14 protein-coding genes are annotated in these 16607 nt (G+C 70.0%); 10 read left to right on the forward strand and 4 right to left on the reverse strand.

From position 1 onward, the window contains the following. The first annotated feature begins 103 nt into the window (after positions 1-103). The 4 genes from CKCBHOJB_RS00090 (at position 104) to CKCBHOJB_RS00105 (ending at position 3381) form a co-directional block, all read left to right on the forward strand. A complete protein-coding gene (locus tag CKCBHOJB_RS00090; protein ID WP_281050049.1) occupies positions 104-1582 on the forward strand; it encodes a potassium transporter TrkG in 1479 nt (492 codons plus the stop codon). Then, complete coding sequence (locus CKCBHOJB_RS00095; RefSeq protein WP_281050050.1) at positions 1579-2256, forward strand: TrkA family potassium uptake protein; 678 nt, start codon at positions 1579-1581, stop codon at positions 2254-2256. Before CKCBHOJB_RS00090 ends, CKCBHOJB_RS00095 begins: the two co-directional genes overlap by 4 nt. A 143-nt stretch (positions 2257-2399) precedes the next feature. Beyond that, on the forward strand, positions 2400-2918 hold the full coding sequence (locus CKCBHOJB_RS00100; RefSeq protein ID WP_281050051.1) for a hypothetical protein: 519 nt from the start codon (positions 2400-2402) through the stop codon (positions 2916-2918). Between the two features lie 61 nt (positions 2919-2979). Beyond that, positions 2980-3381 (forward strand): hypothetical protein, encoded by a 402-nt coding sequence (locus CKCBHOJB_RS00105; RefSeq protein ID WP_281050052.1) that lies wholly within the window; start codon positions 2980-2982, stop codon positions 3379-3381. A gap of 170 nt (positions 3382-3551) precedes the next feature. On the opposite strand, the gene CKCBHOJB_RS00110 is transcribed toward CKCBHOJB_RS00105, so the two are convergent. Together CKCBHOJB_RS00110 and parA are read right to left on the reverse strand one after the other, a co-directional pair. Beyond that, positions 3552-4013: a hypothetical protein gene (locus CKCBHOJB_RS00110; protein ID WP_281050053.1), complete on the reverse strand. Its 462-nt coding sequence runs from the start codon at positions 4011-4013 to the stop codon at positions 3552-3554. Positions 4014-4015: 2 nt separating this feature from the next. Beyond that, entirely contained in the window at positions 4016-4675 is a 660-nt protein-coding gene (gene parA, locus CKCBHOJB_RS00115; RefSeq protein WP_281050054.1) for a ParA family partition ATPase, read from the reverse strand. A gap of 121 nt (positions 4676-4796) precedes the next feature. Between parA and CKCBHOJB_RS00120 the strand changes: the two genes are divergently transcribed. The 3 genes from CKCBHOJB_RS00120 (at position 4797) to CKCBHOJB_RS00130 (ending at position 7326) form a co-directional block, all read left to right on the forward strand. Beyond that, complete coding sequence (locus CKCBHOJB_RS00120; RefSeq protein WP_281050055.1) at positions 4797-5381, forward strand: CYTH domain-containing protein; 585 nt, start codon at positions 4797-4799, stop codon at positions 5379-5381. 89 nt (positions 5382-5470) lie between these two features. Next, a complete protein-coding gene (locus tag CKCBHOJB_RS00125) occupies positions 5471-6598 on the forward strand; it encodes a poly(3-hydroxybutyrate) depolymerase (RefSeq protein ID WP_281050056.1) in 1128 nt (375 codons plus the stop codon). A gap of 53 nt (positions 6599-6651) precedes the next feature. Next, entirely contained in the window at positions 6652-7326 is a 675-nt protein-coding gene (locus tag CKCBHOJB_RS00130) for a hypothetical protein (protein WP_281050057.1), read from the forward strand. Here CKCBHOJB_RS00130 and CKCBHOJB_RS00135 read toward each other — a convergent pair. Continuing rightward, positions 7292-9532: an NADP-dependent isocitrate dehydrogenase gene (locus CKCBHOJB_RS00135; RefSeq protein ID WP_281050058.1), complete on the reverse strand. Its 2241-nt coding sequence runs from the start codon at positions 9530-9532 to the stop codon at positions 7292-7294. The two genes, CKCBHOJB_RS00130 and CKCBHOJB_RS00135, sit on opposite strands and share 35 nt — an antisense overlap. Positions 9533-9832: 300 nt before the next feature. On the opposite strand from CKCBHOJB_RS00135, the gene CKCBHOJB_RS00140 reads away from it, so the two are divergent. Both CKCBHOJB_RS00140 and nudC read left to right on the forward strand, forming a co-directional pair. Then, on the forward strand, positions 9833-10945 hold the full coding sequence (locus tag CKCBHOJB_RS00140; protein ID WP_281050059.1) for an NADH:flavin oxidoreductase/NADH oxidase: 1113 nt from the start codon (positions 9833-9835) through the stop codon (positions 10943-10945). A 49-nt stretch (positions 10946-10994) separates the two neighbouring features. Then, positions 10995-11795 carry an NAD(+) diphosphatase gene (gene nudC, locus CKCBHOJB_RS00145; protein WP_281050060.1) on the forward strand — a complete coding sequence of 267 codons (801 nt, stop codon included), beginning with the start codon at positions 10995-10997 and terminating at the stop codon, positions 11793-11795. Positions 11796-11805: 10 nt separating this feature from the next. Here nudC and CKCBHOJB_RS00150 read toward each other — a convergent pair whose 3' ends face one another. Next, positions 11806-13005 (reverse strand): YbfB/YjiJ family MFS transporter, encoded by a 1200-nt coding sequence (locus tag CKCBHOJB_RS00150; RefSeq protein WP_281050061.1) that lies wholly within the window; start codon positions 13003-13005, stop codon positions 11806-11808. A gap of 264 nt (positions 13006-13269) precedes the next feature. Between CKCBHOJB_RS00150 and mscK the strand changes: the two genes are divergently transcribed. After that, a complete protein-coding gene (gene mscK / locus CKCBHOJB_RS00155) occupies positions 13270-16593 on the forward strand; it encodes a mechanosensitive channel MscK (RefSeq protein WP_281050062.1) in 3324 nt (1107 codons plus the stop codon). The last annotated feature ends 14 nt before the right edge of the window (positions 16594-16607 follow it).

Here is a 16607-nt window from a genome sequence, read left to right on the forward strand (position 1 = left end):
TCCGCCGCACCCAGGGGCGCCGGGCCGGCGCGGCGCCCGGTCGGCCGCGCGCCTATACTGTCGATGAGCCCGCTGCGGCGGGCGATCGACGGATACCGACGCCATGGCCAACGGACAGATCGATACCCTGCGCCACGCGCTGCGGTGGCGGGTGCTGCTGAAGTACCTGGGCGTCCTCGGCCTGGTGCTCGCCGCGCTGGACGCGGTGCCCCTGCTCGCCGCCATCGTGCTCGGCGAGGCTGTGCTCGCCCCGGTGTTCGCCATGCCGGTCGTGGTGCCGGTCGTGCTGTGCCTGCCGCTCGCGCGCCTGCAGGCCCCGCAGCGCCTGCAGCTCAACGAGGCCTTCACCATCGTCGTGCTGTCCTTCGTGCTCGGTGCGCTGGCGATGAGCTGGCCGCTCGCCGCACTCGGCGGTCAGACCTGGGTCGACGGGCTGTTCGAGGCGGTGTCCGGCATCACCACCACCGGGCTCAGCACCCTGGCCACGGTCGAGGACAAGCCGCAATCCTTCCTGTTCGCGCGCGCCTGGCTGCAATGGTACGGCGGGCTGGGCATCGTCGTGCTGTCGCTGGCGCTGTTCATGCACAACGGGCTGTTCGCCCGCCAGCTGATGGAGACCGAGGCGGCCGGCGAGACGCTGGTGTCGAGCACCTGGGTGTACGCGCGCCGCATCCTCGCCGTCTATGCGGTGCTGACGATGGCCGCGGTGGCGGCGATCTGGCTGGCGACCGGCGATGCCTTCGGCGCGCTGGTCCATGCCCTGGCTGCGGTATCGACCGGCGGCTTCTCCAGCTTCGACGCCAGCCTCGGACACTGGGGCGCCGGGCCCGCCGGCGTGGTGCTGGCCTTCGCGCTGCTCGGCGCGGTGGCGCTGCCGCTCTACCATCGCGCCTGGCACGAGGACCGGTGGCGTGCGCCGCGGACGCTCGCGCGCGATGCCGAGCTGCGCCTGCTGCTCGCCGCCACCGCGCTCACCACCGGCCTGCTGTGGCTGTGGATGCCGGCGGGCGAGGGCGGCGCCGGCGCAAACCTGGCCGACGCCCTGCTGCTGGCGATGAGCGCGCAGAGCACGACCGGCTTCGCACTCGAACCCTTGGCGACGCTCGACGACGCCTCCAAGCTCACCCTCGCGGCCTCCATGCTCGCCGGTGGCAGCGTGGGCTCCACCGCCGGCGGCTTCAAGCTGCTGCGCCTGCTGCTGTTGCTGCGCATGCTGCAGCTCGTGCTGGCGCGCGCCGCGGCGCCGCGGCACGCGGTCATCGAACCCCGGCTCGACGGCCGGCGGCTGGACGACGAGGACCTGTGGCGGGCGCTGCTGATCATCCTGCTCTACGTGCTGGTGGTGTTCCTGTCCTGGCTCGTCTTCGTCGCCCATGGCTACGACGGCGTCGACGCGCTGTTCGAGGTCGTGTCCGCCACCGCCACCGTCGGCCTGTCCGCCGGCATCGCACGCCCCGAGCTGGAGCCGCTGCTCAAGCTCGTACTATGCTTCGACATGCTCGCCGGGCGGGTGGAGATCTTCGCCCTGCTGGTGGTGCTGCATCCCGGCACCTGGTTCGGAAAACGCGCGGAGGCCGCATGAGAGCCGTATTCGTGGGCGCGGGGGCGCTGTCGGTGACCACCGCACGCCGCCTGCTGCAGAGCGGGCACGAGGTGGTGCTGATCGACCGCGACAAGGCGCGCATCGAGGCCTTGTCGGCAGAGCTCGACTGCGGCTTCCTGCACGGCGACGGCAGCAAGCCGGCGCTGCTGCGCGAGGCCGATCCCGAGCTCACCGACGTGCTGTTCTGCCTCACCGGCAACGACCAGACCAACATCCTCGCCAGCCTCGCCGGGCGCTCGCTCGGCTTCGCGCGCGTCGTCACCCGCATCGACGACCCGGAGTTCGAGCACCTCAGCCTGGAGCTCGGACTGGAAGACATCGTGATCCCATCGCGCACGATCGGCCGCTATCTTGCCGACCTGTTCGAGGGCCGCGACCATCTCGACATCATTGCGCTGGTCAAGGGCGAGGCGCGCGTGTTCGCCTTCGTCGCCCGCGAGGAGGACGAGAAGACGATCGCCGAGCTCGCGCTGCCCGAGGACAGCCGGGTGATGTTCTTCTACCGCGACGAACGCTTCACGCTGCCCGAACCCGACACCCGCCTGCGCCGCGGCGACGAGGTGATGATCGTCACCCACAGCCGCAGCCTCGAGGCACTGCACGCGCGCTGGAGCAGCCTCGCGCGCCACCGCCCCGGCTCCGGCGGCGCATAGTCGACCGCCACCGACGCCACCCGCTCCCTCGCCTGAGCACATTCGCCTTCCGCCTCGACGCCCGTGAGGGGCACCGGGGCGCTTGCGCGCGCGCCGGGATCAAATAATAATAAAGTATTACCTTTAAGAACCAGGAGAATGCGGTGAGCAACAAGACCCGGAGCGCCCTGCGCGCAACGCTCAGGCAGGAGGATGCAGCGCTCGAGGAACGCCTGCCGGAATCACCCCAGCCGGGGAGGAAAACGCCAACCGCCGAGACCGCCGACGCTGTATCGCCCGCCGCACCCGTGACGCCCGCCCTGCCCGAGATCACGGCCCAGCCGGCAGTGGCGCCGGTGAGCGCCGCACCCGCGCCGGCCCAGGCCACCGCCGCGATCAAGCCGGAAAAGCGCGCGCAGGAGCGCTTCAAGCTCGCCGCCAGCGACCGCCGCCGGCTCGTCACCCTGCGCGACGCGCTCAAGGCCGCGGGACGGCGGCCGAGCAAGTCCGAACTCGTGCGTGCAGGCCTCGCCGTCCTCGCCGCCCAGGGGACCGCCGAGGTGATGGCGCTGGTCGCCGGGCTGTCGCCGGCGGCCCGGGCCAAGACGGGGAAGACACGCCGCGCGAAGGACAAGAAGGCCGGCAGCAAGCGCAAGGGCAAGTCCGCCGGCAAGAAGCGCTGATCTTGGCGCGCACCGGTCCGGCCCCGTCGCCGGCCCTGGCGCCCCATTCGAGGAGACGACGATGACGCAGAAGAATCCGATGCAGATTTCGGACCGCATGGACGAGATCGATTCCGCGCTCGAGACCGAGGGCATGCCGTCCTACAGCCAGATGTGGGCGACCAACGCCGAACTGCGGGAAGAGCTCGAGCGCCTGCGCCTGCGCGAGCGTCTGGCGATGGCGAACACCACGCTGCACGGCGACCTGCTGCAGACCGAGCTCATCGTCGCCACCGCCAGCAGCGTGGAACAGATCCGGCGCCAGCTCGTCCGCCTCGAGAGCGATCGCGGCGCTGGGGCATGCGGGACGACTGAACCGGCCAGAACCGGGACGACCACCCGCAGCGCCCTCGTCTGGCGCGGACGAACTCAGTTTTCGCCGTCGGAGATCAGCGCTTCGCTGGACTCGCCGACCTTCTCGTAGAGCTCGGAGGCGACCTCGGTTGCCGATTCGAGGGCGGCGAACAGGGCTTCCGAGCCGGCCGACGCCGAACTCGACACCTCGCTGAACGCACTGTTCACCGCCGGATGAAGCTTTCGCGCCAGAACGCGGACAAGCCCGCCCGCGCCGTCACGGCGCCGCCGCTGCAGCCCTCAGTGCTTCCTGGCGCGCTTGCCCTTGGCCACCTTGGGCAGCGCGGCGACCAGGCGCACGACCTCGGCGATGTCCTGCTCCGCGAGCAGGGCCAGGCCGGCGCGCAGCACCTCCGACTTGCTGGCGAGCACGCCGTCCTTGCCCAGCGCTTCGCGCAGCGCCTTGATGCGCTTGTGCTCGCTCGCCGGCATCGAGAAGGAGTCGCGCTCCACCTTCTCGTGCTTGTCCTTGCGATCCCCTTCGACAGGCTTTTCGGCCGGCTTGGGCGGCGGCAACACCGGAGCGATCACCTCCGCCGCGGCGGGCGCGCCGACCACCGGCGCCGCCGCCTCGGCGACCGCAGGCGCAGCCTTTGCCGTTGCCGCCGGCGCGCGCGCGCTGCGGCTGCGTTGCGCCAGCGCGGCGTCTTCCTGCTTGAGGCTTGCGCGCAACTTCGATTTCGTCCCGCTGGCGGTGCTCATGCTCATTCCTCGATCAGTTTCAGAACGGCGGTGACCAGTCCGGCGACCTCCTCCTGCGCCGCCGCCGCTGCGCGGCCGAGGCCGAACACCGAGGTCCCGCGCACCGCGCTCAGCGCGTAGGCGCTGCGCTGCGACAGCGCGACGTCCAGCACCGGCAGGCTGAAGTCGCGCAGCACGTCGAGCACGTCGCCGGCGAGCGCGGTCCGCATCACGCGGTTGGGGAGCAGGGCGCCGCGCAGCTTGGGGCGGCCCTGCTGGCGGTCGAGGATCAGGCGCTCGATGCCGCGCGTCGCCCACAGGTCGGTCGGGCTCGGCACCACCGGCACCAGCGCGAAGTCGCACAGCTCGAGCGCGCTCATCGTGTGCGGATGCTCGATCGACGGCGGACAGTCCATCACCACGATGTCGACCTTGTTGGCCACCGGACGCAGCGTCTTCTTCATTGCCGCGGCGTCGCCCTTCAGGCGCACCACCTCGGCCGCGAACGGCGCCTCGGGCGGCGCCGACTCGGCCCAGCGCGAGGCGCTTTCCTGCGGATCGAGGTCGGCCAGCGCCACGCGGTAGCCCTCGAGGGCGAGGCCGGCGGCGAGCTGCATGGCCACCGTGGTCTTGCCCGATCCGCCCTTCTGCGAGATCAGTGCGATCAGGGTGGGTGCGGTCATGGTGCGTCCCGTAAAGGTAATACTCGATAGTCTAGCCAATTGCCCGCCGAGCGTGGGGACGGCGGCTGGCCGCAGCTCATGGAGGTCGCACGCTGCACCGCAACAACAGGACGGAAATCGTTTGCTACAATTCGATTTCTTCCAGACCGGGCATCCGACGATGGCGCGAGAGATCGAACGCAGGTTCCTGGTCCGCGATGTGCGGATCCTCGACGGCCGCCAGGGCGAACGCATCGTCCAGGGCTATCTCGCCAAGGAATCGGGCTCGATGTCGACCCGCGTCCGCATCCGCGGCGAGCGTGCCTACCTGACCCTGAAGTCGCCGAAGGTGGGCTACGGGCGCGACGAATTCGAGTACGCGATTCCGGTCACCGACGCGCAGGCGATGCTCGCCAGCCACTGCGCCCGCCGCATCGTGCGCAAGACGCGCTACCTGGTGGATCACGCCCACCATGTGTTCGAGGTCGATGTGTTCGAAGGCCATCACGCCGGACTGGTGGTCGCCGAAGTCGAACTGCCCCACGAACACACCCCGCTCAAGCTGCCGGCCTGGGTCGGCAGGGAGATCACCCACGACGGGCGCTACGGCAACTTCACGCTCGCGCTCGAGTCCGCCCGCCGCGACGGCACCACGTCCTCCGCCCTGCGGCCGACGCATGCGGTTGGGCCCTCCGCAGGCTTTCCCGAAGTTCCGCACTCGATGTAGGACCGGCGCCGGCGTCCGCGTCATGCGCGCGCGGCGGCGGCCGGCGCGCGCGAGACCGGCTGCATCGCATCGGTGACCGGAGTCCCGCCATGAAATCCCCGTTCCGCTTCCATCCTTCGCGCGCACGCCTGCTTGCCGCGTCCGTCCTGCTCGTCGTCGCCACGGCCAGCCCTGCCGCGCCGCCGCCCCCGCTGCCGGCGCTGAACATCGCCATCGAGGACAGCTCGGTATCGGGCATCTCCTCGGGCGGATTCATGTCGGTGCAGATGCAGGTGGCGCACGCCTCCATCATCCGCGGCGCCGGCATCGTCGCCGGCGGCCCTTACTACTGCGCCCAGGACAGCGTGCTCAAGGCCACCACCGACTGCTCCTGCACCGGCGAGCCGGCCCTGGCGTGCAAGGTCGGGGACGCCAGCACGGCGGTGCCCGAGCTGGTCGCCGCCACGCGCGCCTTCCATGCCGCCGGCCGCATCGACGACCCGGCGCGGATCGCCCGCCAGCGCGTGATCACCGTGGTCGGCGGCAAGGATGCCCTGGTGCCGGCGCCGATCACCCGCCAGCTGCACGGCTACTACGACGCCTTCGGCCTGCCCGCGGCCGCGCTCGAGACGGTGACGCTCGAGGCCGCCGGCCACACCATGCCCACCACCGCCTACGGCGGCTCCTGCGGGGCGACCGACGAGCCCTACATCGGCAGCTGCGGCTTCGAGGCCGCGCATGCGATCCTCGACTGGATCTACGGCCCCGACGTCGCCCCGCCGCGCACGTCGCCGACCCCGGCCGGCCGCTTCGCCGAGTTCGACCAGCGCGCCTACATTCCCGAAACCGGCTTCTTCAGCTACCTGTGGGGCACCGGCCTGGACAAGACCGGCTGGGTGTACATCCCGTCCGACTGCGAGGCGGGCGCGCGCTGCCGGCTGCATGTGGTGTTCCACGGCTGCAAGCAGGGCCAGAGCTTCCTGCCGCTGCGCCGGCCACCCGGTGGCGGGCTGTACAACGGCACCACCTTCGTCCGCAACACCGGCTACGACCGCTGGGCCGACACCAACCGCCTGGTGGTGCTGTTCCCGCAGGCGGTGTCGATCCCGTGGAAGAATCCCAACGGCTGCTGGGACTGGTGGGGCTACACCGACGGCGACTATGCCACCCGCGACGGCATCCAGATCCGCGCGGTGCGCGCGATGATCGATCGGCTGAGCGCCGGACGCAGGGACTGAGCCCCGCGCGCCGGCACGGCGGGCAGCAGCTAGACTTGCACCCCTGTCCTGCAATGCCGAGATGCGCCGCGTCCGCCCTGCCGATCCGCTACGTCGAACCCGTGTTCCGCCCGCCGAGCGAGGCCGAATCGCTGATCCTGCCGGTCACCGACGGCTGCTCGTGGAACAGATGCACCTTCTGCGAGATGTACACCGCGCCGCAGAAGGCCTTCCGCGCCCGCGACGAGGCCGAGGTGATCGACAGCATCCGCCGTACCGGTGAGCGCTATGGCACGCAGCCCGAATACCTGTCCACGCTGGTCGTGACCCTGCACGACGGCGGGCGCCGCTTCCTGCAGGCCTGGCCGGACTGGCAGGCGTTGTCGCAGCAGGGGCTGTTCACCGAGATGGCGCGCTTCCTGGCGGCGCTGGAATTGCGGCGCACGGTGTTCCGCTCCGACCACGCCTCGAACTGGCTGGTGCTCAAGGGCACGCTGGGCGCGGACAAGACGAGGCTGCTGGCGCAGGTGCGCGCCGCCATCGAGCGCCCCGCATCCGCCGCGCTGCGTCCGGCCTGGATGCGCGGGCTCCAGGCCACCCGCACACCCGCTACGAGCCACGGCGTAAACGACGAACGGGGCGAGCCGACCGCATGGTCGACCCGCCCCGCCTGCGCTTCACCGGCCGCACGCGGCCGGTGTCGGCTCATCCGCCTCAGGCGGCGCGCGCGCCCTGCAGGATGGCGTTGAGCGTGGCGCTCGGACGCATCACGGCCTTGGTCTTCTCGGCGTCGGCCTTGTAGTAGCCGCCGATGTCGACCGGCTTGCCCTGCACCTCGGCGAGCTCGGCGACGATCTTCTGCTCGTTGTCGGCGAGCGCCTTGGCGAGCGGGGCGAACTTGCCCGCCAGTTCGGCGTCCTCGGTCTGCGTGGCCAGGCGCTCGGCCCAGAACTTGGCCAGGTAGTACTGGCTGCCGCGGTTGTCGAGCTGGCCGGTCTTGGGCGAGGGCGACTTGTTCTCGTCGAGCAGCTTGCCGGTGGCCTCGTCCAGCGTCTTGGCGAGCAGCTTGGCGCGGGCGTTGCCGGTCTTGATGCCGAGGTCCTCCAGCGACACCGCCAGGGCGAGGAACTCGCCCAGCGAATCCCAGCGCAGGTGGTTTTCCTGGGTGAGCTGCTGGACGTGCTTGGGCGCGGAACCGCCGGCACCGGTCTCGTACATGCCGCCGCCGTTCATCAGCGGCACGATCGACAGCATCTTGGCCGAGGTGCCCAGCTCCATGATCGGGAACAGGTCGGTCAGGTAGTCGCGCAGGATGTTGCCGGTCACCGAGATGGTGTCGAGGCCGCGCGCGACACGCTCGAGGGTCACGCGCATCGCGCGCACCTGCGACATGATCTGGATGTCGAGGCCGCTGGTGTCGTGATCCTTGAGGTAGGTCTTCACCTTCTTGATCAGCTCGTTCTCGTGCGGACGATAGGGATCGAGCCAGAAGATCGCCGGCATGCCGGAGTTGCGCGCGCGGGTGACGGCGAGCTTGACCCAGTCGCGGATCGGGGCGTCCTTGACCTGGCACATGCGCCAGATGTCGCCGGCCTCGACGTTCTGGCTCAGCAGCACTTCACCCGTGGCGAGGTCGGTGATGTTGGCCACGCCGTCCTCGGCGATCTCGAAGGTCTTGTCGTGCGAGCCGTATTCCTCGGCCTTCTGCGCCATCAGGCCGACGTTCGGCACCGTGCCCATCGTGCGCGGGTCGAAGTTGCCGTGCCATTTGCAGAAGTTGATCATCTCCTGGTAGATGCGGGCGAAGGTCGACTCCGGCATCACGCACTTGCTGTCGTACTGCTTGCCGTCGGCACCCCACATCTTGCCGCCCTGGCGGATCATCGCCGGCATCGAGGCGTCGACGATGATGTCGTTGGGCGAGTGGAAGTTGGTGATGCCCTTGGCCGAGTCGACCATGGCCAGCGCCGGGCGATGCTCCTGGCAGGCGTGCAGGTCGCGGATGATCTCGTCGCGCTTGGATTCGGGCAGCTGCCTGATCTTGTCGTACAGGTCGACCATGCCGTTGTTGACGTTGATGCCGAGCTCGTCGAACAGCTTGCCGTGCTTCTCGAAGGCGTCCTTGTAGTAGATCTTCACGCAGTGGCCGAAGACGATCGGGTGCGAGACCTTCATCATCGTCGCCTTCACGTGCAGCGAGAACAGGATGCCGGCCTCGCGGCAGTCCTCGAGTTCCTTCTCGTAGAACTCGCACAGCGCCTTCTTGCTCATGAACATCGAGTCGATGATCTCGCCGTCCAGGAGCGCGACCTTGGGCTTGAGCACGATGGTCTTGCCCGACTTGGTGATGAGCTCCATCTTGACGTCGCGCGCCTTGTCCAGCGTCATCGACTTCTCGCCATGGTAGAAGTCGCCGTGATGCATGTGCGAGACGTGGGTCTGCGACCACTGCTTCCATTCACCCATCGAGTGCGGGTGCTTCTTGGCGTAGTTCTTGACCGCAGCCGGGGCGCGGCGGTCGGAGTTGCCTTCGCGCAGCACCGGGTTCACCGCGGAGCCGAGGCAGCGACCGTAGCGCGCGCGGATTTCCTTCTCTTCGTCGGTCTTCGGATCTTCCGGGTAGTCGGGAATCTTGTAGCCCTTCTCCTGCAGCTCCTTGACGCAGGCCTTGAGCTGCGCGACCGAGGCGCTGATGTTGGGCAGCTTGATGATGTTGGCGTCGGGCTCGAGCGTCTTCTTGCCCAGTTCGGCCAGCGTGTTGGGCACGCGCTGGTCCTCGCTCAGGTACTCGGGGAACTCGGCCAGCACGCGGGCCGAGACCGAGATGTCGGCCTTCTCGATGTCGATGCCTGCAGGGCCGGTGAAGGTCCGGATGATCGGAAGGAACGCGCACGTCGCCAGCAGCGGTGCCTCGTCCGTGAGCGTGTAGATGATCTTCGAATTCCCTGCAGACATTTGTTTCCCCTAGATGTTTTAGATCTTGTCCCGACTATCCGATGACGACCGCACGCCGTCCGCACGGCATGCCGGCAGCAGCATCGCTGTCGCCGGGGAAAATACCACTTATCGCCCCCGCCGGCATCGAAACCTGCATTCGCATCGTGAAACGGACGCCTTCCGCGGCGATTTCCGCACCCCCGTGGCGACGCCCCGGCGCCCATCCCCGCGATCGCCCGCGGAGGTCGACAGGGGCGCGGAATTCACCCATCCTTCCGCCTTCACGTTCCGGCCCGCACACCCTCTCCGATCACGCCCATGAGCATCCTGTTCTCGCCCTTCGACCTCGGCCGCCTGCGCCTGCCCAACCGCGTCGTCATCGCCCCGATGTGCCAGTACTCCGCCGAGCAAGGCTGCGCCACCGACTGGCACCTGATCCACCTGGGCAACCTGGCCATGTCCGGCGCCGGCCTGCTGATCATCGAGGCCACCGCGGTGTCGCCCGAGGGCCGCATCACCGCGGGCGACCTCGGCCTGTATTCGGACGCGACCGAGGCGGCGCTCGGCCGCGTGCTCGCCGCGGTGCGCCGCTACGCCGTGATGCCGATCGGCATCCAGCTCGCCCACGCCGGGCGCAAGGCCTCCAGCCAGGCGCCGTGGGACGGCGGCCAGCTGCTCGCGCCGGACGCCGGCGGCTGGGAGACGGTCGCCCCGTCGGCGATCCCGCATGCGGCGGGCGAACTGCCCCCGGTCGCGCTCGACGAGGCCGGACTCGCCCGCGTGCGCGAAGACTTCGTCGGCGCCGCCGTGCGCGCCGCTCGCCTCGGCCTGGACCTGGTCGAGCTGCACTGCGCCCACGGCTACCTGCTGCACGAATTCCTGTCGCCGCTCTCCAACCGGCGCGAGGACCGCTACGGCGGCTCGCTGGAGAACCGCCTGCGCTTCCCGCTCGAGGTCTTCGACGCGATGCGCGCCGTGCTGCCCGCCGAGCTGCCTTTCGGTGTGCGGCTGTCCGCTACCGACTGGGTGGACGGCGGCTGGGACGTGGACCAGAGCATCGCCTTCTGCCAGGCCCTGGAGGCACGCGGCTGCAGCTTCGTGCACGTGTCGAGCGGCGGTCTGTCGCCGCAGCAGAAGATCCCGCTCGGCCCCGGCTACCAGATCCCGCTCGCGGCCGCGATCCGGCGCGCGGTGAAGCTGCCGGTGATCGGGGTCGGCCTGATCACCGAGGCCGAACAGGCCGAGGCCGTGATCGCCGACGGCCACGCCGACCTCGTCGCGATCGCCCGCGGCGTGCTCTACGATCCGCGCTGGCCCTGGCACGCCGCGGCGCGGCTCGGCGCCCAGGTGCAGGCGCCGCCGCAGTACTGGCGCTCGCAGCCGGCCGAGCACAAGGCCCTGTTCGCCGGCGCCCGCGTCGGCCAGCGCTGACGTCGTCGTCCCCGGCCCTCCGCCGCAGTCTCCGATCTCCGCCGCCGTCATGACGCCTGCACGCACCCTGGTGTTCCGCGGCCATCAGCTGCTGGTGGATGGTGAAGGCCGCCTGGCGTGCGCGCCGCAGCCCTGGCTGGCGGGCCGGCACGCGCTGCGGACGCTGGACTTCTGCAGCCCCGAAGGCCAGGCGTGGACGGTGGTCGAGGTCGCCCGCGAGCTCGAAGCGCCGCCCGCGCATGCCTTCCACCACCTCAAGGCGCTGCTCGACACCCTGCCCGCGGCCACCCGCAGCCTCGCCGCACGGGCGCTCGAACTGCTCGAGTTCGACCGCTCGCACCGCTTCTGCGGCCAGTGCGGCGCGCCCACCGCGCGCGCCGCCGCGCCGGCGGTGATGCGCCGCTGCACCGATCCGGCCTGCGGCCGCGAGCACTATCCGCGCGTGTCGCCGGTGGTCATCGTGGCCGTCGAGCGCGGCGCCGAGATCCTGCTCGGGCGTTCGCCGCACTTTCCGCCCGGCCTGTACAGCGCGCTCGCCGGCTTCGTCGATGCGGGCGAGTCGGCGGAACAGGCGGTGCACCGCGAGATCCAGGAGGAAACCGGGCTGCGCATCGGCAAGCTGCGCTACTTCGCCAGCCAGCCGTGGCCGTTCCCGCATGCGCTGATGCTCGGCTACCAGGCCGAGTACGAGGACGGCGACATCGTGTGCGCACCGGACGAGATCGAGGACGCGCGCTTTTTCCACGTCGATGCGCTGCCGGCGGTGTTCCCGACCCGCTACGCGATGGCCAACCTGCTGCTGCGCGACTTCTGCCTGCGCCACGGCCGGCCCTGGCCGCCGCAACGCTGAGCGCCGCCGCTCAGGCCGCCGGTGCGACGCGCGCGGCGTGCAGGTCGCGGCGCTCCACCACTTTCAGCACCAGCAGCACCACCACCCCCAGCCCCAGCGCCGACGCGGCGACATAGAGCCCGCCCGCATAGCTGCCGAAGGTCGCACCCAGCCACCCGGTCACCGCGGGGCCGAGAATCTGTGCGGCACCATAGGAGATCGTCATCCTGCCCATCATCTTCGCCGGCCGCGTCGGGTAGTAGCGCCCGGCCATGGTCAGCACCAGGCTCACCATGCCCATGAAGGTGCCACCGAACAACACCGCCCCCGCCACCGTGCCGAGCACGCCCCCGATCAGAACGGGCAGCAGGATGCCGACTATCTGCAGCATCGCGGCAAGAAGCAGGGCGTTGAGCTCGCCGGTACGGCGCGCGACCAGGTCCCACACGATGCAGGTCGGCGCCGCAGCGAGACCGATGACCAGAAAGATCCAGCTCCCCTGGCCTTCCAGCCCCGGCAGGCGATTGACGATGGCGACGATGAAGGTTGCACTGATCACGTAGCCCACCCCTGCACAGAAATAGGCGGCCATCAGCAGGCGCAGGAACAGCGCGCCGGGCGGATTGTCGTGCATCGGTGCGCCGGTCTTGGTCACCGCGCTGCTGTCGGGCGCCGGCAGCCAGGCCAGCGCCGGCACCAGCAGCACACAAGCGATCGCGGTGAAGGCATACCACTGCTCGCGCCAGTCGAGCACGGCGCCGAGCAGCGCGACCACGATCGAACAGCCGGCGATACCCAGGCCCAGGCCGGAGAAGTGAATGCCGAGCTCCGGGCGGTGGTTGTGGCGGATGAGCCAGTTCAGGATCAGGCCGGTACCGAGCAGCATCGACGCTGAACTCGACAGACCGGCAAGATAGCGCGACACGGCCCACAACCAGACATCGGTGGTGAGCGCCATCATCAAGGTACTCAATACCGCCACCACCATGCCGATGCGGTACAGGCGGTCCTTGAGCACCAGATCGCTGATCGAGGCCGCGGTCAGCGCGCCGGTGAGGTAGCCGGCATAGTTGATCGCCGCCAGCCAGCCGCCCTCGGCCAGGCCGAGTCCGGCCTGCGCCTGCATCAAGGGCAGCAAGGGGGTATAGGCGAAGCGTGCGATGCCGAGCGCGAGCATCATGCTGAAGACGCCGGCGCCGAGCACCTTCAAGCGTTGAACCTGTTCATCCATGGTTTTTGTTTTGTGTCTACTCGAGGCCACACACGATAGTCGTCATGCGATACGTATTCAAGGAAATACATCGACCGCCAGGCAGGATCCATCACACGCCCCCGCGGGGCACAGGCCCGGGCAACGGGCAGCGAAACTCCCTTACGATCGGGCGCGCCACCGGTCCGCCGGCCCCGCGCTAAACTCGCGCTTCGCCAGCGGCCGTGCCCGCACCGCTGCCGCGCTCCCCACCCATCCGAAGCCTCGACTCCAAGCCTCCACCCCATGTCCCTGCTCCGCCTTTTCGTCCTGCTGATGCTGCCCCTGCTCGCGCTGCACGCCGCGGCGCAGGCGCCCGCCGTGCCCACGGCGGAGGATCTGCGCGGCCGCCTGTCCGCGGTGGCCGACCGCAAGCTGCCCGAGGCCGAGCAGCGCACGGTCCAGCAGGCGCTGGAGCAGGCCCTCGCCAGCCTGACGACGGCCGCGGACCTGCGCACGCAGCGCGAGGCGCTGCATGCCCGCGTGGCAACGGCACCGCAGGACACCCGCAGCGCGCGCGAACAGCTCGCCGCCCTGCAGGCGCAGGCGGACCCGGCACCGGCGATCGACCCCGCGACCCCGGACGCGGAACTGGAACGGCGCCTCGCCGAACGGAACGCGGCGCTGACCGACTGGCGTCGCCGCCTGGACGAGGCCAACACCCTGCTCATCGATGCCCGCACCGGCCCCGAACGCGCCCAGACCGAGATCAGCACCAGCCAGGCGCGGATGGCGACGATCGAGACCGCGCTCGGCGCCAATCGCGAGCCCGGCCGCGACGGACGGCCGCTGAGCCCGGAACGCCGCGACGCGCTCGCCGCGGAATGGCATGCGCTCGACGCCAAGGTGGCCCTGCGCCGCGAGGAACTGGCCGCCAGCAGCGCGCTGCTCGACCTCGGCCAGGCGCGCCAGGACCTCGCCACCCACGAAGTCGCCCGCCTCGAGGCGCGGGTCCAGGCCCTGCAGACCGCGATCAACCAGCGCCGCAGCGCACAGGCGGCGCTGACCGTCCAGGCCCTGGCCGGAGAAGCCGGCACCACCGCCACCGCCGACAGCCTGCTGGCGCGCGAGACGGCCACCAACCAGGAGCTCTCCGAGTACCTGCTGCGCGCCACCGAGAACCTCAACAAGCTCACCCAGCGCAACCTCGCCGTGCGCCAGCAGCTCGACGCGCTCAACCGCAGCAACACCGTGATCGACGAGCAGATCGACGTGCTGCAGGGCAGCCTGCTGCTGTCGCGCATCCTGATCGAGCAGAAGCGCGCCCTGCCGCAGCCGACGATCGATGGCAGCCTGGCCGAGCAGATCGCCGACATCCGCCTCTACCAGTTCGAGGTCAACAAGCAGCGCGAGCAGCTCGCCCGCCCGCAGGCCTTCGCCGACCGCCTGCTCGCCGAGGCCCCGCCGGGGCAGGCCGACGCGAGCATGCGCGAGCCGCTGATCGCGCTGCTGAGCACGCGCGCCGAGCTGCTGGAGCGCCTGAACCGCGAGCTCAACAACCTGCTCAACGAATCGATCACGCTGCAGCTCAACGAGCGCCAGTTGCAGACCAACGCCGACCGCCTGCGCACCACGCTCGACGAACGGATGTTCTGGATCCCGAGCAACCGCCCGCTCGACCTCGCATGGCTGGGGGCCATGCCGGCCCAGCTCAGCGCCCAGCTGGCCGCCATCCCCTGGCAGTCGGCGACGATGGAGCTGTGGGCCGGCCTGCAGGCGCGCCCCTTCCTGTTCCTGCCGGTGTTGCTGCTGAGCCTGGCGCTGTTCAGCCGCCGGCGCTGGCTGCGCGACAAGCTCGAGCGCCTGCACGCCGACATCGGCTACGTGCGCCGCGACAGCCAGCTGCACACGCCGCTGGCGATCCTGTTCAACATGCTGCTCGCGCTGCCGGTGAGCCTGCTGCTGGCACTCGGCGGCCTCGCCCTGCAGATGGACGCGCGCGGCCAGAACGCCGCGCTCGGCGCTGCCCTGATGCAGATGGCCCAGGCCTGGCTGGTGTTCTACACCGCCTACCGGGTCATGGAGCCGGGCGGCGTGGCCGAACGCCACTTCCAGTGGCCGCAGGGGCAGGTGCGCGAGCTGCATCGCTCGCTGCGCCGACTGGGCCTGGTCGTGCTCGCGGTGGTCGCCATCGTCACCCTCACCGAACGCCAGCCCGAGGTGCTGGCCAAGGACGTGTTCGGCATCCTGACCCTGCTCGCCGGCTATGCGACCATGGCCTGGCTGATGGCCCGCCTGCTGGTGCACAAGTCGCAGGACGCGCGTCCCTCGCCGCTGCGCGTGGTGATCGGCCTGGCGCTGGCGCTGATGCCGCTGACCCTGATCGGCGCCCTGCTGATGGGCTACTACTACACCGCGCTCAAGCTCACCGGACGCCTGATCGACACCCTGTTCGTTCTCATCGTCTGGCGCCTGCTCGAGGCGACCCTGGTGCGCGCGCTGACGATCGCCGCCCGCCGCCTCGACTACCAGCGCGCGGTGGCCCGGCGCGAGGCCGCCGAACGCGAGGACAAGGCCGGCCCCGTCGACACCGAGACCACCATCGAGATCCCGGTGCTCGACGTCGCCAAGATCAACCAGCAGTCGCTGCGCCTGCTCCATCTGGGCCTGTTGAGCGGCCTGCTGGTGGTGCTGTACTGGGTGTGGGCCGACCTGATCACCGTGTTCGCATACCTCGACAACATCACGCTGTACGAATACGGCAGCGGCAGCGGCGACGCCGCCAGCATGGTGCCGATCAGCCTCGCCGACGTGATCGGCGCGCTGGTGATCGCCGCCATCGCCTTCATGCTCGCCGCCAACCTGCCCGGCCTGCTCGAGGTGCTGGTGCTGTCGCGGCTGAAGCTGGCGCAGGGCAGCGCCTACGCGATCACCACGCTGCTGTCCTACGTGATCGTCGGCGCCGGCATCGTCGCCACCCTGGGCACGCTGGGGGTGAGCTGGGACAAGCTGCAGTGGCTGGTGGCGGCGCTGTCGGTGGGCCTGGGCTTCGGCCTGCAGGAGATCTTCGCCAACTTCGTGTCCGGCCTGATCATCCTGTTCGAGCGCCCGCTGCGCATCGGCGACACGGTGACGATCGGCAACGTCTCGGGCACGGTCAGCCGCATCCAGATCCGCGCCACCACGATCACCGACTTCGACCGCAAGGAGATGATCGTCCCCAACAAGGCCTTCATCACCGGCCAGCTCACCAACTGGTCGCTGACCGACACCGTCACCCGCGTCACAGTGAAGGTGGGCGTGTCCTACGGCTCGGACCTCGAGCTCACCCGCGAACTGCTGCTGCAGATCGCCGACGACAACCCGCGCGTGCTGAAGGACCCGGCGCCGCTGGTGTTCCTGCTCGCCTTCGGCCCCAGCACGCTCGACCACGAGCTGCGCGTGCATGTGCGCGAACTGGTCGACCGCAATGCCGCGATCGACGAGATCAGCCGCGAGATCGACCGTCGCTTCCGCGACAACGGCCTCGAGATCGCCTTCAACCAGGTGGATGTGCACATCCGCAGCCTGCCCGACGGCCGCGAACTGGCGCTGCCGCCGATTCAGCCGACGCCGCCCGCAAAGGCCTGAAGCACCGGGTCAGG

The organism is Thauera sp. GDN1 (genome assembly GCF_029223545.1).
In the GTDB taxonomy this organism is placed as follows: domain Bacteria; phylum Pseudomonadota; class Gammaproteobacteria; order Burkholderiales; family Rhodocyclaceae; genus Thauera.

Coding starts and splice junctions, on each gene's coding strand:
- mscK (WP_281050062.1), top strand. CDS start 13,270: ATGTCCCTGCTCCGCCTTTTCGTCCTGCTGATGCTGCCCCTGCTCGCG.
- nudC (WP_281050060.1), top strand. CDS start 10,995: ATGACGCCTGCACGCACCCTGGTGTTCCGCGGCCATCAGCTGCTGGTG.
- CKCBHOJB_RS00105 (WP_281050052.1), top strand. CDS start 2,980: ATGACGCAGAAGAATCCGATGCAGATTTCGGACCGCATGGACGAGATC.
- CKCBHOJB_RS00110 (WP_281050053.1), bottom strand. CDS start 4,013: ATGAGCACCGCCAGCGGGACGAAATCGAAGTTGCGCGCAAGCCTCAAG.
- parA (WP_281050054.1), bottom strand. CDS start 4,675: ATGACCGCACCCACCCTGATCGCACTGATCTCGCAGAAGGGCGGATCG.
- CKCBHOJB_RS00095 (WP_281050050.1), top strand. CDS start 1,579: ATGAGAGCCGTATTCGTGGGCGCGGGGGCGCTGTCGGTGACCACCGCA.
- CKCBHOJB_RS00135 (WP_281050058.1), bottom strand. CDS start 9,532: ATGTCTGCAGGGAATTCGAAGATCATCTACACGCTCACGGACGAGGCA.
- CKCBHOJB_RS00090 (WP_281050049.1), top strand. CDS start 104: ATGGCCAACGGACAGATCGATACCCTGCGCCACGCGCTGCGGTGGCGG.
- CKCBHOJB_RS00140 (WP_281050059.1), top strand. CDS start 9,833: ATGAGCATCCTGTTCTCGCCCTTCGACCTCGGCCGCCTGCGCCTGCCC.
- CKCBHOJB_RS00125 (WP_281050056.1), top strand. CDS start 5,471: ATGAAATCCCCGTTCCGCTTCCATCCTTCGCGCGCACGCCTGCTTGCC.
- CKCBHOJB_RS00130 (WP_281050057.1), top strand. CDS start 6,652: ATGCCGAGATGCGCCGCGTCCGCCCTGCCGATCCGCTACGTCGAACCC.
- CKCBHOJB_RS00150 (WP_281050061.1), bottom strand. CDS start 13,005: ATGGATGAACAGGTTCAACGCTTGAAGGTGCTCGGCGCCGGCGTCTTC.